The organism is Comamonas antarctica (genome assembly GCF_013363755.1).
Classification (GTDB): domain Bacteria; phylum Pseudomonadota; class Gammaproteobacteria; order Burkholderiales; family Burkholderiaceae_C; genus Comamonas; species Comamonas antarctica.
Window position 1 is genome coordinate 2,429,276 of record NZ_CP054840.1, and the last position, 18,520, is coordinate 2,447,795.

At 65.3% G+C, this 18,520-nt stretch carries 13 protein-coding genes; 6 read left to right on the top strand and 7 right to left on the bottom strand.

Annotated features, from left to right (window positions below):
- Window positions 1-3 precede the first annotated feature (3 nt).
- The 4 genes from HUK68_RS11360 to HUK68_RS11375 are packed head-to-tail and all read right to left on the bottom strand — an operon-like array spanning window position 4 to window position 3,184.
- On the bottom strand, window positions 4-774 hold the full coding sequence (locus HUK68_RS11360) for a LamB/YcsF family protein (protein WP_175505822.1): 771 nt from the start codon (window positions 772-774) through the stop codon (window positions 4-6).
- Between the two features lie 16 nt (window positions 775-790).
- Complete coding sequence (pcp, locus tag HUK68_RS11365; protein ID WP_175504245.1) at window positions 791-1,459, bottom strand: pyroglutamyl-peptidase I; 669 nt, start codon at window positions 1,457-1,459, stop codon at window positions 791-793.
- A gap of 13 nt (window positions 1,460-1,472) precedes the next feature.
- Window positions 1,473-2,429: a DUF979 domain-containing protein gene (locus tag HUK68_RS11370; RefSeq protein ID WP_175504246.1), complete on the bottom strand. Its 957-nt coding sequence runs from the start codon at window positions 2,427-2,429 to the stop codon at window positions 1,473-1,475.
- A 2-nt stretch (window positions 2,430-2,431) separates the two neighbouring features.
- Window positions 2,432-3,184 carry a DUF969 domain-containing protein gene (locus HUK68_RS11375; RefSeq protein ID WP_175504247.1) on the bottom strand — a complete coding sequence of 251 codons (753 nt, stop codon included), beginning with the start codon at window positions 3,182-3,184 and terminating at the stop codon, window positions 2,432-2,434.
- Between the two features lie 297 nt (window positions 3,185-3,481).
- On the opposite strand from HUK68_RS11375, the gene HUK68_RS11380 reads away from it, so the two are divergent.
- A complete protein-coding gene (locus HUK68_RS11380) occupies window positions 3,482-4,159 on the top strand; it encodes a GntR family transcriptional regulator (protein ID WP_175504248.1) in 678 nt (225 codons plus the stop codon).
- Window positions 4,160-4,322: 163 nt separating this feature from the next.
- Window positions 4,323-4,826, top strand: coding sequence for a hypothetical protein (locus HUK68_RS11385; protein WP_244146146.1), 504 nt, complete (start codon window positions 4,323-4,325; stop codon window positions 4,824-4,826).
- 200 nt (window positions 4,827-5,026) lie between these two features.
- Here HUK68_RS11385 and aceA read toward each other — a convergent pair whose 3' ends face one another.
- The 3 genes from aceA to HUK68_RS11400 form a co-directional block, all read right to left on the bottom strand.
- Window positions 5,027-6,358 (bottom strand): isocitrate lyase, encoded by a 1,332-nt coding sequence (gene aceA, locus HUK68_RS11390; protein WP_175504249.1) that lies wholly within the window; start codon window positions 6,356-6,358, stop codon window positions 5,027-5,029.
- A 429-nt stretch (window positions 6,359-6,787) separates the two neighbouring features.
- Window positions 6,788-8,233 (bottom strand): L,D-transpeptidase family protein, encoded by a 1,446-nt coding sequence (locus HUK68_RS11395; protein WP_175504250.1) that lies wholly within the window; start codon window positions 8,231-8,233, stop codon window positions 6,788-6,790.
- 61 nt (window positions 8,234-8,294) lie between these two features.
- Window positions 8,295-9,575 carry a nuclear transport factor 2 family protein gene (locus HUK68_RS11400; protein ID WP_175504251.1) on the bottom strand — a complete coding sequence of 427 codons (1,281 nt, stop codon included), beginning with the start codon at window positions 9,573-9,575 and terminating at the stop codon, window positions 8,295-8,297.
- A 561-nt stretch (window positions 9,576-10,136) separates the two neighbouring features.
- Between HUK68_RS11400 and HUK68_RS23420 the strand changes: the two genes are divergently transcribed.
- From HUK68_RS23420 to HUK68_RS11420, 4 genes are all read left to right on the top strand, one after another.
- Window positions 10,137-14,219 carry a hypothetical protein gene (locus tag HUK68_RS23420; protein WP_175504252.1) on the top strand — a complete coding sequence of 1,361 codons (4,083 nt, stop codon included), beginning with the start codon at window positions 10,137-10,139 and terminating at the stop codon, window positions 14,217-14,219.
- Between the two features lie 82 nt (window positions 14,220-14,301).
- A complete protein-coding gene (locus HUK68_RS11410) occupies window positions 14,302-14,835 on the top strand; it encodes an OmpA family protein (RefSeq protein ID WP_175504253.1) in 534 nt (177 codons plus the stop codon).
- A 41-nt stretch (window positions 14,836-14,876) separates the two neighbouring features.
- The gene (locus HUK68_RS11415; protein ID WP_175504254.1) at window positions 14,877-15,851 is read left to right on the top strand and encodes a hypothetical protein; all 975 of its coding nucleotides are present in this window, start codon (window positions 14,877-14,879) and stop codon (window positions 15,849-15,851) included.
- An 842-nt stretch (window positions 15,852-16,693) separates the two neighbouring features.
- Window positions 16,694-18,520, top strand: coding sequence for a peptidase domain-containing ABC transporter (locus HUK68_RS11420; protein ID WP_175504255.1), 1,827 nt, complete (start codon window positions 16,694-16,696; stop codon window positions 18,518-18,520).

The following is an 18,520-nucleotide window of genomic DNA, read 5'->3' on the forward strand; positions in this document are numbered from 1 at the left end:
GGCTCAGCTCCCACTGCGCGCGGCAAACGGCGCGATCTCGACCCCTTCGGCCTGCAGGCGCGCGCGCACCGCACGCGCCATCCCGACGGCGCCGGGGCTGTCGCCATGCACGCAGATCGAGTCGGCCTCGATGCGCACATCGCTGCCGTTCACGGCGGCGACCATGCCCTCGCGCACCAGGCGCAGCATGCGCGCCGCGACTTCGTCGGCATCGTGCAGCACCGCGCCCTTCTCGCGCCGCGAGACCAGGCTGCCGTCAGGCATGTAGCCGCGGTCGGCAAAGGCTTCGGCAACCGTTTTCAGGCCGGCGTCGCGCGCCCAGCCGATCAGCGGCGAGCCCGCCAGGCAGACCAGCACCAGGCTGGCATCGATGGCCAGCAGCGCGTTGATCACATCGCGTGCCTGGCGCGCGTCGTGCGCAATCATGTTGTAGAGCGCGCCATGCGGCTTGACGTAGCGCACCTCGGTGCCGGCGGCCCTGGCCAGGCCCTGCAGGGCGCCGATCTGGTAGATGACGTCGGCCACCAGGTCCTCGCTCGCCACATCCATGTTGCGGCGGCCGAAGCCGACCAGGTCGCGGTAGGCGACATGCGCGCCCACCGTGACGCCGTTGGCCTTGGCTTCGCGCAGCGTCTGCAGGATGCCGGCGGTATCGCCCGCATGGAAGCCGCAGGCGACGTTGGCGCTGCTGACGATCTTCAGCATGGCCGCGTCGTCGCCCATGCGCCATGCGCCCAGGCTTTCGCCCAGGTCGCTGTTCAAATCCATTTTCAACATCGTGTATTCCTTCTCAATGCAGCTTGCCGCCAGTTTCGCGCACATCGGCCTGCACGCTGAGCGCGGTGCGCAGCAATTGCTGTATGCCTTCGACCTGGGTGGCCAGCGCCATGCTGGGCGCGCCCGGCAGGCGCGCGGCCTGCTCGGGCAGCAAGGGCAGATGCACGAAGCCGCCACGCGCCCGGTTGCCCTGCTGCGCCAGCGCATGCATCAGCGCGTAAAAGATATGGTTGCAGACAAAGCTGCCCGCCGTGTTCGAGACCGATGCCGGAACGCCGGCCGCGCGCAGGTCGCGCACGATGGCCTTGATCGGCAAGGTGGACCAGTAGGCCACAGGACCTTCGGCAGCAATCGGCTCGTCGATGGGTTGTCCGCCGGCATTGTCGGGAATGCGCGCATCGTCGACATTGATGGCCACGCGCTCGGGCGTGATCTCGGTGCGCGTGCCGGCCAGGCCCAGGCAGACGACCAGCTGCGGTGCATGCTGCGCGATGGCGGCGCGCAGCGCGGTGGCCGAAGCGCCGAAGACGCAGGGCAGCTGCAGCGCCTGCACGGTGGCCATGCGGCCCTCGAACGCAAATGTCCACCCGTCCAGCGCGCGCGCCACCTCCCACGACGCGTTGACGGTGTCGCGCTCGAAGGGCTCGAAGCCCGTGAGCAGGATGTTCAGGGCTTCACTCATCGCATTTCTCCCATCAACGGAACATCAGGAAATACAGCAGGAAGATGTTTGCCACCAGCAGCGCCAGCGCCGTCGGTGCCTGCGCCTTGATCACCGCGTTCTTGTCCGGCAGCTCCAGCAGCGCCGCGGGCACGATGTTGAAGTTCGCGGCCATCGGCGTCAGCAGCGTGCCGCAGTAGCCCGAGAACATGCCGATGGCCGCCATCACGGCCGGATCGCCACCATACACGCCCACCAGGATGGGCACGCCCACGCCGCCGGTCATGACCGGGAAGGCAGCAAAGCCATTGCCCATGATGATGGTGAACAGCGCCATGCCCAGCACGTACACGGCCACGGCCACGAGGCGGATGTCCATGTTGATGTAGCTCGTGGTCACATAGGCCACGGCCTTGCCCACGCCGGCGTCGGAGAACACCAGGCCCAGCATGCCCAGCAGCTGCGGCAGCACCACGGCCCAGCCGAGCGCGTCGGTCAGGCGGCGCGATTCACGCATGCCCTGCACCGGTGTCTCACGCGTGAGCCAGCAGGCCAGGCCCAGCGCCACGATGCAGCCCAGGCCCAGGCTCACCAGCGTGGTGTTCTTCGGGTCGAGCAGCAGCGCATCGCCGATCTTCACGTTGTGCAGCAGCACGGTGCCGATCACGGTGACCGCAGGAATGGCCAGCGTCGGCACGAACAGCTTGTTGCCCAGGCGCTTGGCGCTGGCGAAGTATTGCGCGTCGGTGCGCGGCTTGTGCTTGCCGAAGCCCACGCCGCCGAAGCCTGCAATCAGCGCCATGACGATCACGCCCACGCCCACCCATTCGGGCGGCAGCCGTTCGCCCACCAGGAAGACCAGGGAGTACAGACCCCAGAAGGCGGCGCTGGTGTAGCGGCGCGTGTGGCCCTTGTCGGCCAGCGTCATCAGCGCGGTGATCGCGAGGATGATGCCGACGAGATAGTAAAGATGTTGGATCGACAGAATCATGATCAGCGCGCCTCCACGCTCTTCGCGGCAGTCGCTTGTTCAGCGGCAACTTCCTCGGCGGCGCGGCCGCCGCCCAGTTCCTTTTCCAGCATCCGGTCGACGCGGTGCATGCGCCAGCCGTGGATGATGAAGGCACAGATGGCCGTGGGAATGCCCCACAGCGCGACGTGGATGGGTTCGACCTCGATGCCGGCTTCACGCAGGAAGGTGACCATCAGCACGATGGCGCCGAACGCGACAAAGATGTCTTCGCCGAAGAACAGGCCGACGTTGTCGGTGGCCGCCGAATAGGCGCGCAGCTTGTGGCGCACGCGCTGCGGCAGTGCGCCGTACTTGGTCTCGGCCGCACCTTCGGCCATGGGGGCGAGCAGCGGGCGCACCATCTGCGGGTGGCCGCCCAGGCTGGTCAGGCCCACGGCCGCCGTGAGTTCACGCGCCGCCAGGTACACGACCAGCAGACGGCCGGTGGTGGCCGACTTGATCGAGCTGATCCAGTTCTGCGCATGCTGGCGCAGCCCATGGCGCTCGAGCAGGCCGATCACGGCCAGCGGCAGCAGGATGATCAAGGGCAGGTTGCGCGTCTTGATGAAGCCGGCGCCGATCACGGCCAGGATCTTTTCCGGCCCGAAACCCGCGGCAAAGGCCGTGGCGATCGCGGTGACGATCACCACCAGCATCGGATTGAAGCGCAGGATGAAGCCCGCAATGATGACGCCGACCCCGATCAGGGGCCAAAGGCTGACGTCTGCAATCATTTGGTAAACCTTTTATTCCGCCCCGGCTCCCGGCGCCAGGGCGCCGGCATTGGGAAGGAGAACGGCGCAAGGGCTGGTTTGCTGACCAGCCCTTGCATTTTGTTGAACAATTAACTTGGAAGGTTGAGCATTCAAAAGACAATGAATGAACAATGCCTAGATTGTGCAAGCCAATGCAGGCCCTGATAAGTCAGTAATTACCCTAAGCAGAGCCGTTGCCCAAGCCGGTCTTATAGAAGATAGGCGGCACAATGGACGCCCGCCCTCTTTCCCTCCAGCGCCCGCTTCCTGCCCCCCATGACCTTTGACGCCGAACTCGCCACCACCAGCACCAGCCTCAACGAACGCGTCGCGGAAATGATCCGCCAGCGCATCGTGCAGGGAGAATTCGTGCCGGGACAGAAGCTGTCCGAAGCGGCCTTGAGCGAAAACCTGGAGATTTCACGCAACACCTTGCGCGAGGTGTTCCGTACCTTGACCAAGGAAGGGTTGCTGCGGCACGCGCCCAACCGCGGCGTGTTCGTGGCCACCCCCAGCATTGCCTCGATCATCGACATCTACCGCGTGCGCCGCATGATCGAATGCCAGGCTCTGGCCCAGGCCTACCCCTACCACCCGGCGAAAAAACGCATGCGCCAGGCCGTGGACAAGGCCCATGCCTGCCGCGCCAGCGGCGACTGGCAGGGCGTGGGCACGGCCAATATGGATTTCCACATGGCGCTGGTGGAGATGGCCGACAGCGAGCGCCTGAACAGTTTCTTCGCGCATCTGCTGGTTGAGTTGCGGCTGGCGTTCGGCCTGCTCAACGACCCCGAATTCCTGCACGCGCCTTATGTCAGCATGAACCTGCAACTGATGGAATTGGTGGAATCCGGCCAGATGGCGCAGGCGGCCGCGTCACTCAATGACTACCTGGTGCATTCGGAACGCATCGTGCTGGCGGTTTATGCCCGGCAGATTGCAAAACAGGATTAGAGCTGACGTCGAGCCATGGGCATGGTGGTTAAAACACCCATCGACTTGCTTAGTGCCGCGCTGCTTGCGTGAAAACCCTGAGCTTGCGAAATAGACTCGTTAATACAAAAAAACAGATTACACCATCGGTTACATTTCACTGCCTATAAAGAGAGGGGTGGCAGTGATTAAAAATATTTCGATGTTGGCGGTGACGCTGGCGTGTACGGGTTGTGCTTCCGTGATGAATGACTCCATGCATCCGGTGAAAGTAGAGACAAAGACCCAGACCGGTCAGCTGGTCACCGGTGCAGAATGCAAGATGACCAACGATTACGGGACTTTCACCGTCAAGTCCGGTGACACGACCCAGGTCAGGCGTTCCAGCAAGGATCTGGACATCGTCTGCAGGGATCCGCAAAACCCCGACGCAAATGCACGCGCCATATCCCGGGCCAACAGCGGCATGTGGGGCAATATCATCATCGGTGGTGGAATTGGCGCGATCATCGACCACAACAAAGGCACCGCCTATACCTATCCCACCTGGATCCAGCTGGTTTTCGGCCAGACGCTGATTTTCGACCGCACGGCCGAAAAGGAAGGCCAGCCGACCATTGGTGCCCAGCCTGCCGATTCCACTCCGGCGGCCAATAGCGCCGCCGGTCAGGTGGTCAGCGCCAAATAACGCACTTCGGCGGCTGCATCCAGATGCGGCCCTTGGAGAAATGGTTGAAGCAGAAAAAAACCAGCAATGCATTTCACTGCGTTGCTGGTTTTTTTACTGCGGCATCGGCCCATGCGACCGAGTCGTTCAGCGGCCCGAGCCGCTGCGCGTGCCGCGCGCGAACCTGTCGCCTCTGTCGGCAGCGCAGGCTTTCGCCAGGATCAGTGGAACTGCTCTTCCTCGGTCGAGCCGGTCAGCGCCTTCACGCTGGACGAACCGCCCTGGATCACCGTGGTCACGTCGTCGAAGTAGCCCACGCCGACTTCCTGCTGGTGGGACACGAAGGTGTAGCCCTTGTCGCGCGCCGCGAACTCCGGCTCCTGGACCATGTTCACGTAGTGCTTCATGCCTTCGCCGTTGGCATAGGCATGGGCGAACTGGAAGGTGTTGAACCAGTTGATGTGGATACCGGCCAGGGTGATGAACTGGTACTTGTAGCCCAGCGCCGAGAGTTCTTCCTGGAACGAGGCAATGGTCTTGTCGTCAAGGTTCTTCTTCCAGTTGAACGAGGGCGAGCAGTTGTAGCTCAGGAGCTTGCCCGGGCAGGCAGCATGCACGGCCTGGGCGAATTCGCGGGCGAAGCCCAGGTCGGGCGTGCCGGTTTCGCACCACACCAGGTCGGCGTAGGGCGCATACGCCACGCCGCGGCTGATGGCCTGCTCGATGCCGTTCTTCACCCGGTAGAACCCCTCCTGGGTCCGCTCGCCGGTCAGGAACGGCTTGTCGTTGGCGTCGTGGTCGGAAGTGATCAGGTTGGCGGCTTCGGCGTCGGTGCGGGCCAGGATCAGCGTGGGCACGCCCATCACGTCGGCGGCAAAGCGCGCCGACTTGAGCTTTTCAATCGCTTCCTGGGTCGGCACCAGGACCTTGCCGCCCATGTGGCCGCACTTCTTCACGGCGGCCAGCTGGTCTTCGAAGTGCACGCCCGCAGCGCCTGCGGCAATCATGTTCTTCATCAACTCGAACGCGTTGAGCACACCGCCGAAGCCGGCTTCGGCATCGGCCACGATGGGCAGGAAGTAGTCGATATAGCCTTCGTCGCCCGGGTTCAGGCCGCGGCCCCACTGGATTTCATCGGCGCGCTTGAAGGTGTTGTTGATGCGGCGCACCATGGTCGGCACCGAGTCGTAGGCATACAGCGACTGGTCGGGGTACATGTTCTCCGAGGTATTGCCATCGGCGGCCACCTGCCAGCCCGACAGGTAGACGGCTTCGAGGCCGGCCTTGGCTTGCTGCATGGCCTGGCCCGCGGAAATCGCGCCAAAGGAGTTCACATAGCCCTTCTTGGCGCCGCCGTTGACCTTCTCCCAGAGCTTTTCGGCGCCGCGCTGCGCATAGGTGTTCTCGGGCTGCAGGCTGCCGCGCAGGCGCACCACGTCGGCCGCCGAATAGCCACGCTTGACACCCTTCCAACGTGGGTTCTGCGCCCAGTCCTTTTCAAGGGCGGCGATTTGCTGTTCACGGCTCAGTTGCTGCGTCAGGGATTGGGGCATTTTGCTTCTCCAAGGTTGATGAAATCGGGGGGCGATCCGTACCGCCCTTGGAAACCAATGTACGTTCTCCTGCGCAAAAAACCCCAAGTCTTATGTCTTATATAAGAGATATTCTTATTATATAAATCAACAACTTACGACAATTTTTTATAATGCGAAATCAGATTTCTCTTATCGATATTTATTTGTGCGCTGCAGCATTGCGCTTTTCCACATTATAAAAAGGTCATTTCAGCAGGCAAAAAATCGGCGGATCTGCCGACGGGTTCTCGCCCGCAGCTGTACCCAAGGGCAGGCGCTGCAGCGCAAGATCTGCAGGCCGCATCAGGTGAGGTGACCGTGCCTCTGGCCTGGAAGCAGGAGGCAGCGAACCGAGCACGGGCGTCAACGGGCTGCCCTGAATTCAGCCGTGCCCGCGACCCAGCGCGATCAGCCGCGGACTTCTTCCGAAAACACTTCCCAGCGTCCGCCGCTCTTGCGCCAGTACTGGCGCAGCGGCAGGCTCTTGCCGGCCCTGGCGCTGCCGATCTGCATGTCGACGATGCGGATATCGCCCTGCGCGTCTTTCCAGGAGTAGACCGACAGCTGCTGCATGCCGATGTCGGCGAAGCGAAAGAACTCGGTGAGCCGGGCCCTGGGGAAACGGTCAGCAGCGGGCGCGCCGACATACATCTTGGCGAGCTGCTGCTGGTCGGCGCCCTTCCAGGCCTGCTGCCAGCGGTCGAGCACGCGGCCAAAGCCGTCGTCGGCCTGGCCCTGCACGCGCTCGCCCGCGCCGGCCCACTGCAGCTTGTCGCGGATCAGCACCGGGGTCTGGCGGTCCAGGGTCTTCATCAGCAGGATCAGGTCGGGATTCGACAGCACGATGCACCCGTCGCTCGCCTCGGGAAGCCGCGCGAACTGGTCCGGCGGGGCGCCATGCAGCCAGATGCCGTCGCCCGAACGGTCGACGGCCCGATCCCAGTCATTGGGGTAATTGAGGGTCAGCGCGCCCTTGCCATAGAACTCGGGCAGGCGCGGGCCCGGAATCTGCCGGCCGATGAAATACACGCCCTGCGGCGTACGCTGGTCGCCCTCGGCAGTCTTGCCCATGCCGAACTTGCCGATCGAGACGTAGAAATCGCGGATCAGGCGCAGCTTGCCCTTTTCATGGCCAAACAGATAAAGACGCGACTTGCTGGCATCGATCGCCACCGCATGGCGCACCGAGACGTCGAGCTGCTGGAACTCGCGCGGCACGCTGCCGGCCGCGGGCAGCACGCCATAGGCATGAACGCGGCGCTGAAGCTCTTTTTGCAGCCCATGCGCCTGCTCCTGCCATTCCTGCGCGGGCGCCAGCGCGGCCTGGTCGAGCACGGCATTGCGGGTCAGCAACTCGGTGACCTCCGCGGCCGGCGCATTGACCCATCCCGTGGCGCGGCCTGTCTTGAAGCGCAGCAGATCGGCATAGACCAACTGGGCCGCGCGGAAATTCGGCACGTCGGACGTGAGCTCGCCGGCGGCGCGCAGCGCGGCATCGAGTTCCTGGCGCTTGACCAGCTCGATGACGTTCAGCAGGCGCGCTTCGGCGGTGTTGGGCACGGGCGGTTTTGGCACCGTAGCCGCGGCGGCCGTAGCCGCGGCGGCCGTAGCCGCGGCGGCCGTCGCCGCCACAACAACGCCGGCGCCGGCGGCGCCCGCCACGGCCGCGGTGCGGGCGTGTTTTGCCATCTTCGGCGTGGCAGCGACGGCGCGCTTGCCCGCCTTGGTCTGCCTGGCTTCGGCGGTCGACCTTTGCGACGGCGCTTGCGCGTGGACCTGCGGCTGGAATGCCACGCCGCTGGCGATCAGGTACAGCGGCAGCAGCGCGCGGCGGAGCGGCCTTTTAAACAACATTCCCGGTCATCTTCTTCAACTGGCAATCTGGCAAGGGCAAGCAGGCCGCGGCAACGCGGCTTCAACCCCCGGTGGTTTCACGCACGATGCGCCAATGCCCGCCCTCGTGGCGCAGCGACAGCGTCTTGCGGGTGGTGGTGTTGAGGCTGCCGGCCACATAGTTCTGGCGGAACTTCGCCGTGGCCTGGTCGCCATCGACCGCCACCTGGATGTTCTGCAACTTGATGGAGATATCGCTCTTGCCGACGATGCGCACGCGGCGCGCTTCCTTCCATTGGGCCAGGCTCACGCGGTTGGCCGGCTCGAAACGCTCGCTGTAGGCCGCAAGATAGCGCGGCATGTCCTGTTTCTCCCACGCATCGGCCCAATCCTTGACCGCGGATTCGATTTCGGCCACGGCCGGCGCTGCTGCGGGCTTTGGTTCGGGCGCGGCCGTGGCGGCTTTTGCCACCGGCGCGGGTGCGGCCACCACGGGTTTGGGCTGCACGCCGGGCTCGGCCGACCTGGCCGCGGGCGCGGCGGCCACGGGTGCCGGCGCCGGCGCAGGCGCAGCCGGGCTGGGAGCCGGGGCCGCGGGGGCGGAGACCGGAGCCGGTGCCGGAGTCGCTGCGGGGGCAGGCGGTGGCGCCGCGACGGGCGCAGCCGCCACGGTGACCGGCGCGCTCCTGGCGGCAGGTTTGGCGTCCACGGGCGGCACGGGTTTGGGTTCGACCGCTACGGGTTTCTTTTCGACCTTGGGCTCGACCTTGGGCTCGGCGGGCTTGGCAGGCGCTGGCGTCGGCGCCGCGGCGGCAGGCGCGCCCGTGGCGGCCTGCGCGGCCAACACGGTCTTGGCTGCGGCCTGCTGGCTGGGCACGAGCTGCGTGATCAGCGCCAGCTTGGCGGGAATGGCCTGGCGCGAACCGTCAAGCTGCAAGGCTTTGGTATAGGCCTCGCTGGCCATGCGCGCATACAAGTCGCCCAGATTCTCGTGGGCGGTCGTGTAGCTGGGGTTGGTGCGGATCGCCTGCTCCAATGCCTCGGCCGCCTTGCGCTCCTGCCCTTGCGCCGCATAGAGCACGGCAAGGTTGTTGTAAGGCTCGGGCATGCCGGGATGCTCGCGCACCAGTGCCGAAAAGATCTTGACCGCCTGGGCGTTGTCTTTCTGTTCGGTGGCAATCACGCCGCGCAGGAAACGCATTTCCACATCGGAGGGGTTCTGCTTGAGATAGATGTCGGCCTGCTTTGCCGCCTGGCGCGTATTGCCCTGGTCGAGCAGTTGACTCACTTCATCCACTGCGCGTGCCGCATGCGCCGGCAGGCCGCCCAGGCTCAAGCCCCAACCGAGAAGCACGGCCAACATGGGCCGGGAAAAGCGCGATGGCGCAGCGCTGCGCTGGCGCGACGAAACTCCGGAGGCAATCTGCATATGGCGCTTTTCTCTCTATGCGATGGATGGGAGGGGAAGTGACACAGGGCTGGCACACCGGCCCTCTCGTTGCCCGGCCGGGAACGGATGGGAGCGCGCAGCAAAACCTCTGGATTGTATATCGGCCTCGGCGCGCACGTGCCCGACCAGGGCCCGGGCGCCCGCCCCGCAGTCGACAGCCCGCGCGGTTGCCGTATCCGCGCGCACGCGCTGCGGCAAGGACGTCGAAAAACGATACGGAACAAACGGCACACGTTACGGAACATGGGCCGTAACACCTGGCGCACAGGGTGGTCCGCACGCTCGCCGGCATCCCGGGAATCCGTGACGAAAACCAAAAATCCCCAATGAATTCAACGCATTGCAGAACCTCGCTGCGTTTTCTCAAGCGCTTGCCGGCACTGGCACACATATTGCGGAAAGAGGTCCAGACAAGCGTTGCGGAGCGTCCGCCGCGCTTCACCGATGTAACGATCAACCTACTGGAAAGAGCATATGACGACCTCTGCATCCCAACCCTCCAGCACCGTCATCGCACAGCTGAATGTTGCCCAGCCGCAGACCTTCAGCGCGCCTTCCGCCGCCGCCGCGCCCACGCCGGTGACGACAGGTCCTGCCGTGCTTTCCCAGGCATCGCCCGGCGTGCAGATCGTGCGCGACGGCCAGACGATGGCCGCGCAGCCAGGCAGCCGGCTGCAACTCGGCGACACTGTGCGTGTGCCCGCAGATGGCAGCGCGCAGGCGCTGTTCTCCGGCAGCGGCGGCCAGCAGTTGGTCGGCACCTTTTCCGGCGGCACCGAAGCCACGCTGAACTTCCGCGGCACCGAGGAGGGCACGGGCGTGATGTCGCTGGACCTGGCATCGGGCGACGTCGACGTCTCACCCGTCAGCGCCTCCGACGCCGTGGGCCTGGTCGTGACCAAGGAATCCACCGAGGCCGGCGGCTCGGTGCTGGGCGACTTCCTGCTCGCAGGCCTGGCCGGCCTGGGCGCAGGCGCGCTGATCGCATCGAACAACAACGATGACGATGAGAACCCGGTCCCTGTGCAGCCGACCAATCCAACCGACACGACCAATCCAACGGATACCACTAACCCAACGGACACAACCAACCCGACGGATACAACCAATCCGACGGACACCACCAATCCGACGGATACGACCAACCCAACGGATACGACCAATCCGACGGACACCACCAACCCAACGGACACCACCAACCCAACGGACACCACCAACCCGACGGATACGACCAATCCAACGGACACCACCAACCCGACGGATACCACCAACCCAACGGACACCACCAACCCGACGGATACCACCAATCCGACGGATACGACCAACCCAACGGATACCACCAATCCAACGGATACGACCAATCCAACAGATACCACCAACCCGACGGATACGACCAATCCAACGGATACCACCAATCCAACGGACACGACCAACCCGACGGATACCACCAATCCAACGGACCCGACCAACCCGACGGATACCACCAATCCAACGGATACGACCAATCCAACGGATACCACCAATCCGACGGACACCACCAATCCGACGGACACCACCAATCCGACGGACACCACCAATCCAACGGATACCACCAACCCGACGGACACCACCAACCCGACGGACACGACCAATCCAACGGATACCACCAACCCGACGGATACCACCAACCCGACGGATACCACCAATCCGACGGATACGACCAACCCGACGGACACCACCAATCCAACGGATACGACCAATCCAACGGATACGACCAATCCAACGGATACGACCAATCCAACGGATACAACCAATCCAACGGATACGACCAACCCGACGGATACCACCGATCCAACGGATACCACCAACCCGACGGATACCACCGATCCAACGGATACCACCAACCCGACGGATACAACCGATCCGACCAACCCCACCGATGGCACGGACGGCGGTCCCGGCCTGGTCACCACCGTGCAGGATGTGGTCGACAACCTGTTGACGGGCACCGTGGCGGCACCGGTCGTTGACCTGATCAATTCGCTGGTGGCGCCCGAAGGCAGCACCCTGAGCACGGTCACCAGCCTGCTGGAGGAGCTGACCAATACCGAGGGCGGGCTGGGCGCATTGACGCAACTGGCCAACGGCCTGGCGAATACCGACAACCAGGGCCTGACGCCGCTGGTGTCCACGCTCAATGGCCTGGTGTCCGGCCTGGCCGACCCTTCGGGCGGTGGCGGTGTGCAGAACGTGGTCAACAACGTGGTCGGCGGACTGTTGGGCAGCGGCGGGCTGGGCGGTTTGCTGGGTGGCCTGCTCACGGGCGGCAGCGGCGGCGGAACGGGCGGCACGGACGGCGCCGGCGTGGTCACTGCGACGCAAAATGTGGTCGACAACCTCGCGGACGGCACCGTGGCGGCGCCTGTGGCCGAACTGATCAATGCGCTGACGCATCCCGATGACGGCACGCTGTCGGCCGTGACCAATGCGCTGGAAAGCCTCACCGGTGCCGAAGGCGGCCCGCTGGGCGTGCTGACCGAGCTGGTCAATGAACTGGCCACGATTCCGGGTGAAAACCTCGAGCCGCTGATCGACACGCTCAACGGCCTGGTCGGCGAGCTCGCCAGCGCGGGCAACGGTGCGGGCGCACTGCAGGAGGCGGTGGAAAACCTGCTGGGCGAGAACGGCGCGCTGGGCGGCCTGCTCGCCGATGGCGGCCCTCTCGCGGGCGTGGGCAGCCTGCTGGGCAATCTGTCCGGCGGCCTTGGTGGAGGTACCGGCGGCGAAGGCCCGGGCCTGGTCACCGCGGCGCAGGATGTGGTCGACAACCTGCTCGGCGGCACCGTGGCCGCTCCCGTGGCCGACCTGCTCAACGCCTTGACCCATCCCGATGAGGGCACGCTCGCGGATGTCACCAACGCGCTCGAAGGCTTGACCAGCGCCGAAGGCGGCCCGCTGGGCGTGGTCACCGAACTGGTCAATGGACTCACAAACATTCCCGGCGAAGGGCTCGAGCCCCTGGTCGACACGCTCAATGGCCTGGTCGCGGGCCTGGGCGACGCGGGTGGCGGCGCCGCTTCGCTGCAGGAGGTCGTGCAAAACCTGCTGGGCGAGAACGGCGCGCTGGGCGGCCTGCTCGCCGATGGCGGCCCTCTCGCGGGCGTGGGCAGCCTGCTGGGCAATCTGTCCGGTGGCCTCGGTGGCGGCACCGGCGGCGAAGGCCCGGGCCTGGTCACCGCGGCGCAGGATGTGGTCGACAACCTGCTCGGCGGCACCGTGGCCGCACCCGTGGCCGACCTGCTCAACGCCTTGACCCATCCCGATGACGGCACGCTCGCGGATGTCACCAATGCGCTGGAAGACCTGACGGGCGCGGAAGGCGGCCCCCTGGGCGTGGTCACCGAGCTGGTCAATGGGCTCACAAACATTCCCGGCGAAGGGCTCGAGCCCCTGGTCGACACGCTCAATGGCCTGGTCGCGGGCCTGGGCGACGCCGACGGCAGCGCCGGCTCGCTGCAAGACGTGGTGCAGAACCTGCTGGGCGACAACGGCGCGCTGGGCGGTTTGCTGGCTGATGGCGGCCCGCTCGCGGGCGTCGGCGATCTGCTGGGCAATCTGTCCGGCGGCCTCGGTGGCGGCACCGGCGGCGAAGGCCCGGGCCTGATCACCTCGGCGCAGGATGTGGTCGACAACCTGCTGGGCGGCACCGTGGCCGCTCCCGTGACCAGCCTGCTTGACGCGCTGGTCTCGCCCGACGACGGCACGCTGTCCCAGGTGACCGGTGCGCTCGAGGACCTCACGGGCGCCGACGGCGGCCCGCTGAATGTGCTGACCGAGCTGGTGGACGGCTTGACGCAGGTCCCGGGCGAAGGCCTGGAGCCGGTCATCGGCGTGCTCAACGACCTGATCACCGGCATCTCGGACAACGGCACGTTGGGCGGCCTGGACGGCGTGATCCAGCAGGTGCTGGGCGACAACGGCCTGCTCGGCGGACTGCTGGGCGGTGAAGCCGGCCCGCTGTCCGGCCTGACCGGCGATCAGGGTCTGCTGGGCGGCGTGCTGGGCAATGAAGGCGGCTTGCTGGCCGGCGTCACCGGCGAGGAAGGCGTGCTGAACAGCCTGCTGGGCAGCGAGGGCGGCCTGCTGTCCGGTGTGACCGGCAACGAGGGCGTGCTGGGCGGCTTGCTGGGCGGCGAAGGCGGCTTGCTGTCGGGCGTGACCGGCGATCAAGGCTTGCTGGGCGGCCTGCTCGGCAACGAGGGCGGCTTGCTGTCGGGCGTGACCGGCGATCAGGGCTTGCTGGGCAGCCTGGGTACGGAAGGCGGCGTGCTGTCCGCAGTCACGGGCCCGCAGGGCCTGGTCGGCGGCTTGTTGGGCCAGACCACCGGCGGCCTGCTGGGCGGCGGCAGCGGCGGCCTGCTCGGAGGCCTGCTCGGCCAGAGCAGCGTGCAGGCGACGGTCAGCGTCGCGCCGGCAGAGCAAGACGCGATTGCAGTGTCCATCAGCAGTCAGGCGGATGCGGGCAGCGACGCCGCCTCCATCCTGACCCAGCCGCTGCAGCACAACCTGCTGGCTTGATGATCGACCGCGGCCGCAAAGCCGCGACAACGCCCCTGCCACTGCGCCTGCGAGGCCGCGGCAGGGGCATGCAAGGAGTCCCATGAAGCACCACCATATCCACACCACGCTGCTGCTGGCCTGTTTCCTCGCCGCCTGCAGTTCCACCCCCGGCTCCAGTTCGCAACGCAGCGAGCAGCACTACGCATTCGGCAAACCGCCCGCGCCAATGCCTGCGCCCATCAGCGACAACGCGCGCGTCGCGCCCGTGGTGGCGCAGCCGCAGCAAGGCCGCAAGGGACCGGAGAACGTGGCGCATATCGTCTATTTCGATTTCGATTCCTACGCCGTGAAGGCATCGGATCGCGCCATCCTCGAAAGCCATGCGCGCTGGCTGCGCGACCATCCGCAGCGCTCGCTGGTGCTGCAGGGCCACACCGACTCCCGCGGCGGCATCGAATACAACCTGGCGCTGGGCCACAAGCGCGCCCAGGCCGTGCGCTCCGACCTGCAGCTGCTGGGCGTGCCCCAGGAGCGCATGGAGGCAGTGAGCTATGGCAAGGAACAGCTGGCCGATCCCGGCACGAGCGAATCCGCGCACCAGCGCAACCGCCGCGTGGAATTCGAATACCGCTGAGCGCAACAGGCCGCGCCGCCGCCCGACTGCCAGGGACTGCCTTGATCCGCAAGAGCCCCCACCCCCCTGCCGGACCCGCCCTGCAGTCGCAGGAGCCCCGGATCACCCTCTCCCAGCAGCTCAGCGCCAGCCTGCGCCACCTGAAGCAGCGCATCACGCTGCTGCCCGAGCCCTATGCCTGCTGCATGCTGTTTTTCACGGTGGCCGCGCAAGGCTCGCCGGACAGCGTGTTTTTCGTGCGCCGCACCACGCTCGAAGCGGCGTGGCGCGAGGGCTCGACGCGCGTGCGCCAGTGGGCCTGGATGCGGCAGCTTGCCGCGGTCGAGTTGCGCATCGACTGGCCCGATGAGATCCTGGTGATCGGCAACCGCCTTCCCGGGCTTCTTCCATGGGGCGCGGCTTCCGCGTGGGCGCTGGCGGATGACGACCTCGAACACGCCGAATTCCTGCCGCCGACGGCACTGCCCGGCGCCAGCCACGCCGCCACGGGCGGGCAAGGCGGGACCGACGCCTGCGCGCCGCCGCTGCGCGGTCTGGCCGAGGTGAATCTGCTGCTGCGGCTACAAGGCCTGCATGTGGACCGCAATGGGTTGCAGACCCCGCTGCCGACCGCGCCGGCGCCGCAGCGCGCCCCCGCGTCGTCCCCACCGCGCCCGCCGGCACCCTTGCATCTGCAGCCCGATCAGCACCGGCACGGCGCGGGCTGTGACCGGCGCTGCGTGCCCGAGGCATTGCTGCTTGCCCAGCGGCAGGCCGCCAACCCGGCTCTGGCACTTGCAGAAATGCTCGAGGCCATCGAACGCGCGCTGGCGTGCCTTGAGCAGCATATGCATGGCCGGCAAGGCCCCCCCGACCCAGCCGATGTCGAGCAGGCAATGGGCTTGCTGGTATTCACGCGCCATATCGCCGGACGGAATGCGGATGTTCCGCTGGCCGCACTGCTCAGCAGGATGGAGCGCCTGACCACGCATCTGGCGGTATACGCCAAAGGCGAGATTTCCGGCACGCGGACATAAAGCGCGCGAATGCCCACCCGCGCACCTGGACGCGGCGCCGCCGCCATAGCAATTTTTCTTACATCGATATATTCGACGTGACATGAATGGCTTGAATGGGCATTAATTTCTCATCGCACCTATTTGGTGCTCATGTAAGAACCATCCTACTTCCTATCGCATATAACCAGGGTTTTCCATTACCTTGCTGTCGCAGCGCGATTCTCCAATAGCCATCCAGATACTCCACCCGGCAGCATGGACTTTGAGATGAAGTGTCGCCTTGGGAACAGTTGAGACGGTAACCGCGCATATCCACGATAAGCGGAAGACAGCGCAAACGGCGATGGGCTGCTTCTCCAAGCAAGAATAGCCAAATCTGCATTTCGCGCACATGCGCGCAGAAACGAGTGTTTCTGCATTGATATATTTGCCAAACGAACCAAAGCGAAAGCAAACCCACCGCGTAACTGAATCGAACCAAGAAAAACTTGGTGCGAAAATGTCGCTAAAGCAACATTCGTAGCAGCGCTGGTATAAGCATCATGTAGGACGAGTTCGCCAAGGAACCCCAAGAGACGCACCAAATACAACAATTCCGATTGCCTGGCAATGGTGAGAACGATTCTCATTTTTAAACCTAAAAACCCAGTCGAGATAAGGTTTGAAAAACAACTAATTACTGAATTACACTAATCCGAACATTGATTAACGTCAGGAAATCCTCGTTGATTTACAAATCAAGAAACGAGCAATTAACAAAAGCTATCGAAATTTATATTTAATAGTATTCACAGGTATTGCAGCCATTTTTCCATGGCGACATAACGCCCGCCCTCCATTTCCCGAGACAGACAGCCGACATGCTCCAATACCTGCTACCTCGCCAGTTACTGAATGCCGTCGAGCAAGACGCGCAATCCGGCGCGGCCGCAGGATATGGCGCGGCCATCCGCGAATCATTCGACCGCGCTTCGGTTCATTTGCGCCGCGCAGCATGGCTTTCACTGCCGATCAGCCTGCTGGGACTGCTGCCCTCGATTTTCATCTTGCAGGTCTATAACCGGGTGATTGCACGCGGCGGGCTGGCCACGCTCACGGCCATGGTGGCCGGCGTGCTGTGTTTTCTCGGACTGGAGCTCTGGCTGCGCCGGCGGCGCGCGCTCGCGCTCAGAGAAGCCGGTGCCACCATCGACCGCGAAGTCTCGCAGTCGCTGATGAACTGCATGCTGCGCCATCCGCTGCTGACGCTCGAGGGGCGCCCGTCGAGCCAATGGCTGCAGCTGTTCCGCGATATCGGCGCCATGCGCTCCTGCGTCTCCGGCGGGCTGGCCGCTTCGGTCCTCGATCTGCCCATGGCCCTGCTGGCGCTGGTGGTCATCGGCATCATTGCCTGGCCGGTGCTGCCGGTGATCCTGGTGGCCATGCTGATCCTGGGCGTGCTGGCCTGGTGGTGGGCCGACGAGGTGCGCAGTGCGCGCGTCGAGGAAATCGAGCAGGCACGCCAGCTGGACCGGGGCACGGCCGAGATCTGCAATGCGCGCTCGACGCTCAAGGTGCTGGGATACGACGCGGCGGCCAAGCAGTCATGGCAGGCCGGCTACGACCGCTGGCTGGGCGAGAGCTTCCGCAAGAACGGCGAGATGGAGAATGCGCGCGAGACCAGCCATGTGCTGCTGACCTTTTTTTCCGTGGCCGTTATCACCGTCGGCGCGATCGCCATCAATGCGCAGTGGATGAGCATCGGCAGCCTGATGGCCGTCAATCTGCTGTCCGGCAAGGCGCTCGGACCCATCGCCCAGCTGGCCAGCAACTGGCGCTCGCTGGCGCGCGCCAACGAGTCGACGGCACGCCTGCAGGCGGTGCTGCGCGAGCCGCTCGAACCCGCGGCGCAAAGCGTCGAGCCGCCCCGCCCGCGCGGCGGCTTCCGGCTCGACAACGTCAGCTTCCACTACCCTTCGGGCCATGTCGCGCTGGACCAGGTCTCGCTGCAGATCGGCCCGGGCGGCATCCATGCCATCCTGGGGCGCAACGGCGCCGGCAAGTCGACGCTGGCCAAGCTGCTCGCCGGGCTCTACCAGCCCACGCAGGGCAGCCTGTTCATCGATGAATACGACATGGCGCAGTTCTCGCGCGCCGACCTGGGACGCTGGGTCGGCTGCCTGCCGCAGCAGTCCTACTGGTTCGGCGGACCGATCATCGACACGCTGCGCATGGTCAGCCCCGAGGCCGACAGCCACCGCATCTTCATCGCCTGCCGGCTTTCGGGCGCGCACGACTTCATCAGCCGCCTGCCCAACGGCTACCAGACGGTGCTGGGCGAAGGCGGCGCGGGGCTGTCGGCGGGCGAGCTGCGCAAGCTGGGCCTCGCCCAGCTGTACCTGCGCAATCCGTCCGTGCTGATTCTCGACGAGCCCAGCAACGACCTCGATTTCGAGAGCGAGACCGCGCTGCTGCATACGCTCAGGCAGATCTCGCTCAAGCACACCATCGTGGTCGTGACGCATTCGCTGCGCGTGGCCTCGCTGGCCCAGCATGTCTACCACGTGCGCGGCGACGGCCATGTCGACCACGGCACGCCCGACCAGATGCTGCCCGCGCTGTTTGGCGTGGCGCGTGCCGGCGCGGCCCCGGCCGCGGGCGCCGCGCCGGACGTCGCACCTTCCGAAACCGCGCCGGTGATGGTGTGA

What these genes read in the sequence shown, in the direction of transcription:
- HUK68_RS11420 (WP_175504255.1), top strand. Translation starts at nt 16,694, where the DNA reads ATGCTCCAATACCTGCTACCTCGCCAGTTACTGAATGCCGTCGAGCAA.
- HUK68_RS11370 (WP_175504246.1), bottom strand. Translation starts at nt 2,429, where the DNA reads ATGATTCTGTCGATCCAACATCTTTACTATCTCGTCGGCATCATCCTC.
- HUK68_RS11380 (WP_175504248.1), top strand. Translation starts at nt 3,482, where the DNA reads ATGACCTTTGACGCCGAACTCGCCACCACCAGCACCAGCCTCAACGAA.
- pcp (WP_175504245.1), bottom strand. Translation starts at nt 1,459, where the DNA reads ATGAGTGAAGCCCTGAACATCCTGCTCACGGGCTTCGAGCCCTTCGAG.
- HUK68_RS11410 (WP_175504253.1), top strand. Translation starts at nt 14,302, where the DNA reads ATGAAGCACCACCATATCCACACCACGCTGCTGCTGGCCTGTTTCCTC.
- HUK68_RS11375 (WP_175504247.1), bottom strand. Translation starts at nt 3,184, where the DNA reads ATGATTGCAGACGTCAGCCTTTGGCCCCTGATCGGGGTCGGCGTCATC.
- HUK68_RS23420 (WP_175504252.1), top strand. Translation starts at nt 10,137, where the DNA reads ATGACGACCTCTGCATCCCAACCCTCCAGCACCGTCATCGCACAGCTG.
- HUK68_RS11395 (WP_175504250.1), bottom strand. Translation starts at nt 8,233, where the DNA reads ATGTTGTTTAAAAGGCCGCTCCGCCGCGCGCTGCTGCCGCTGTACCTG.
- HUK68_RS11400 (WP_175504251.1), bottom strand. Translation starts at nt 9,575, where the DNA reads ATGTTGGCCGTGCTTCTCGGTTGGGGCTTGAGCCTGGGCGGCCTGCCG.
- aceA (WP_175504249.1), bottom strand. Translation starts at nt 6,358, where the DNA reads ATGCCCCAATCCCTGACGCAGCAACTGAGCCGTGAACAGCAAATCGCC.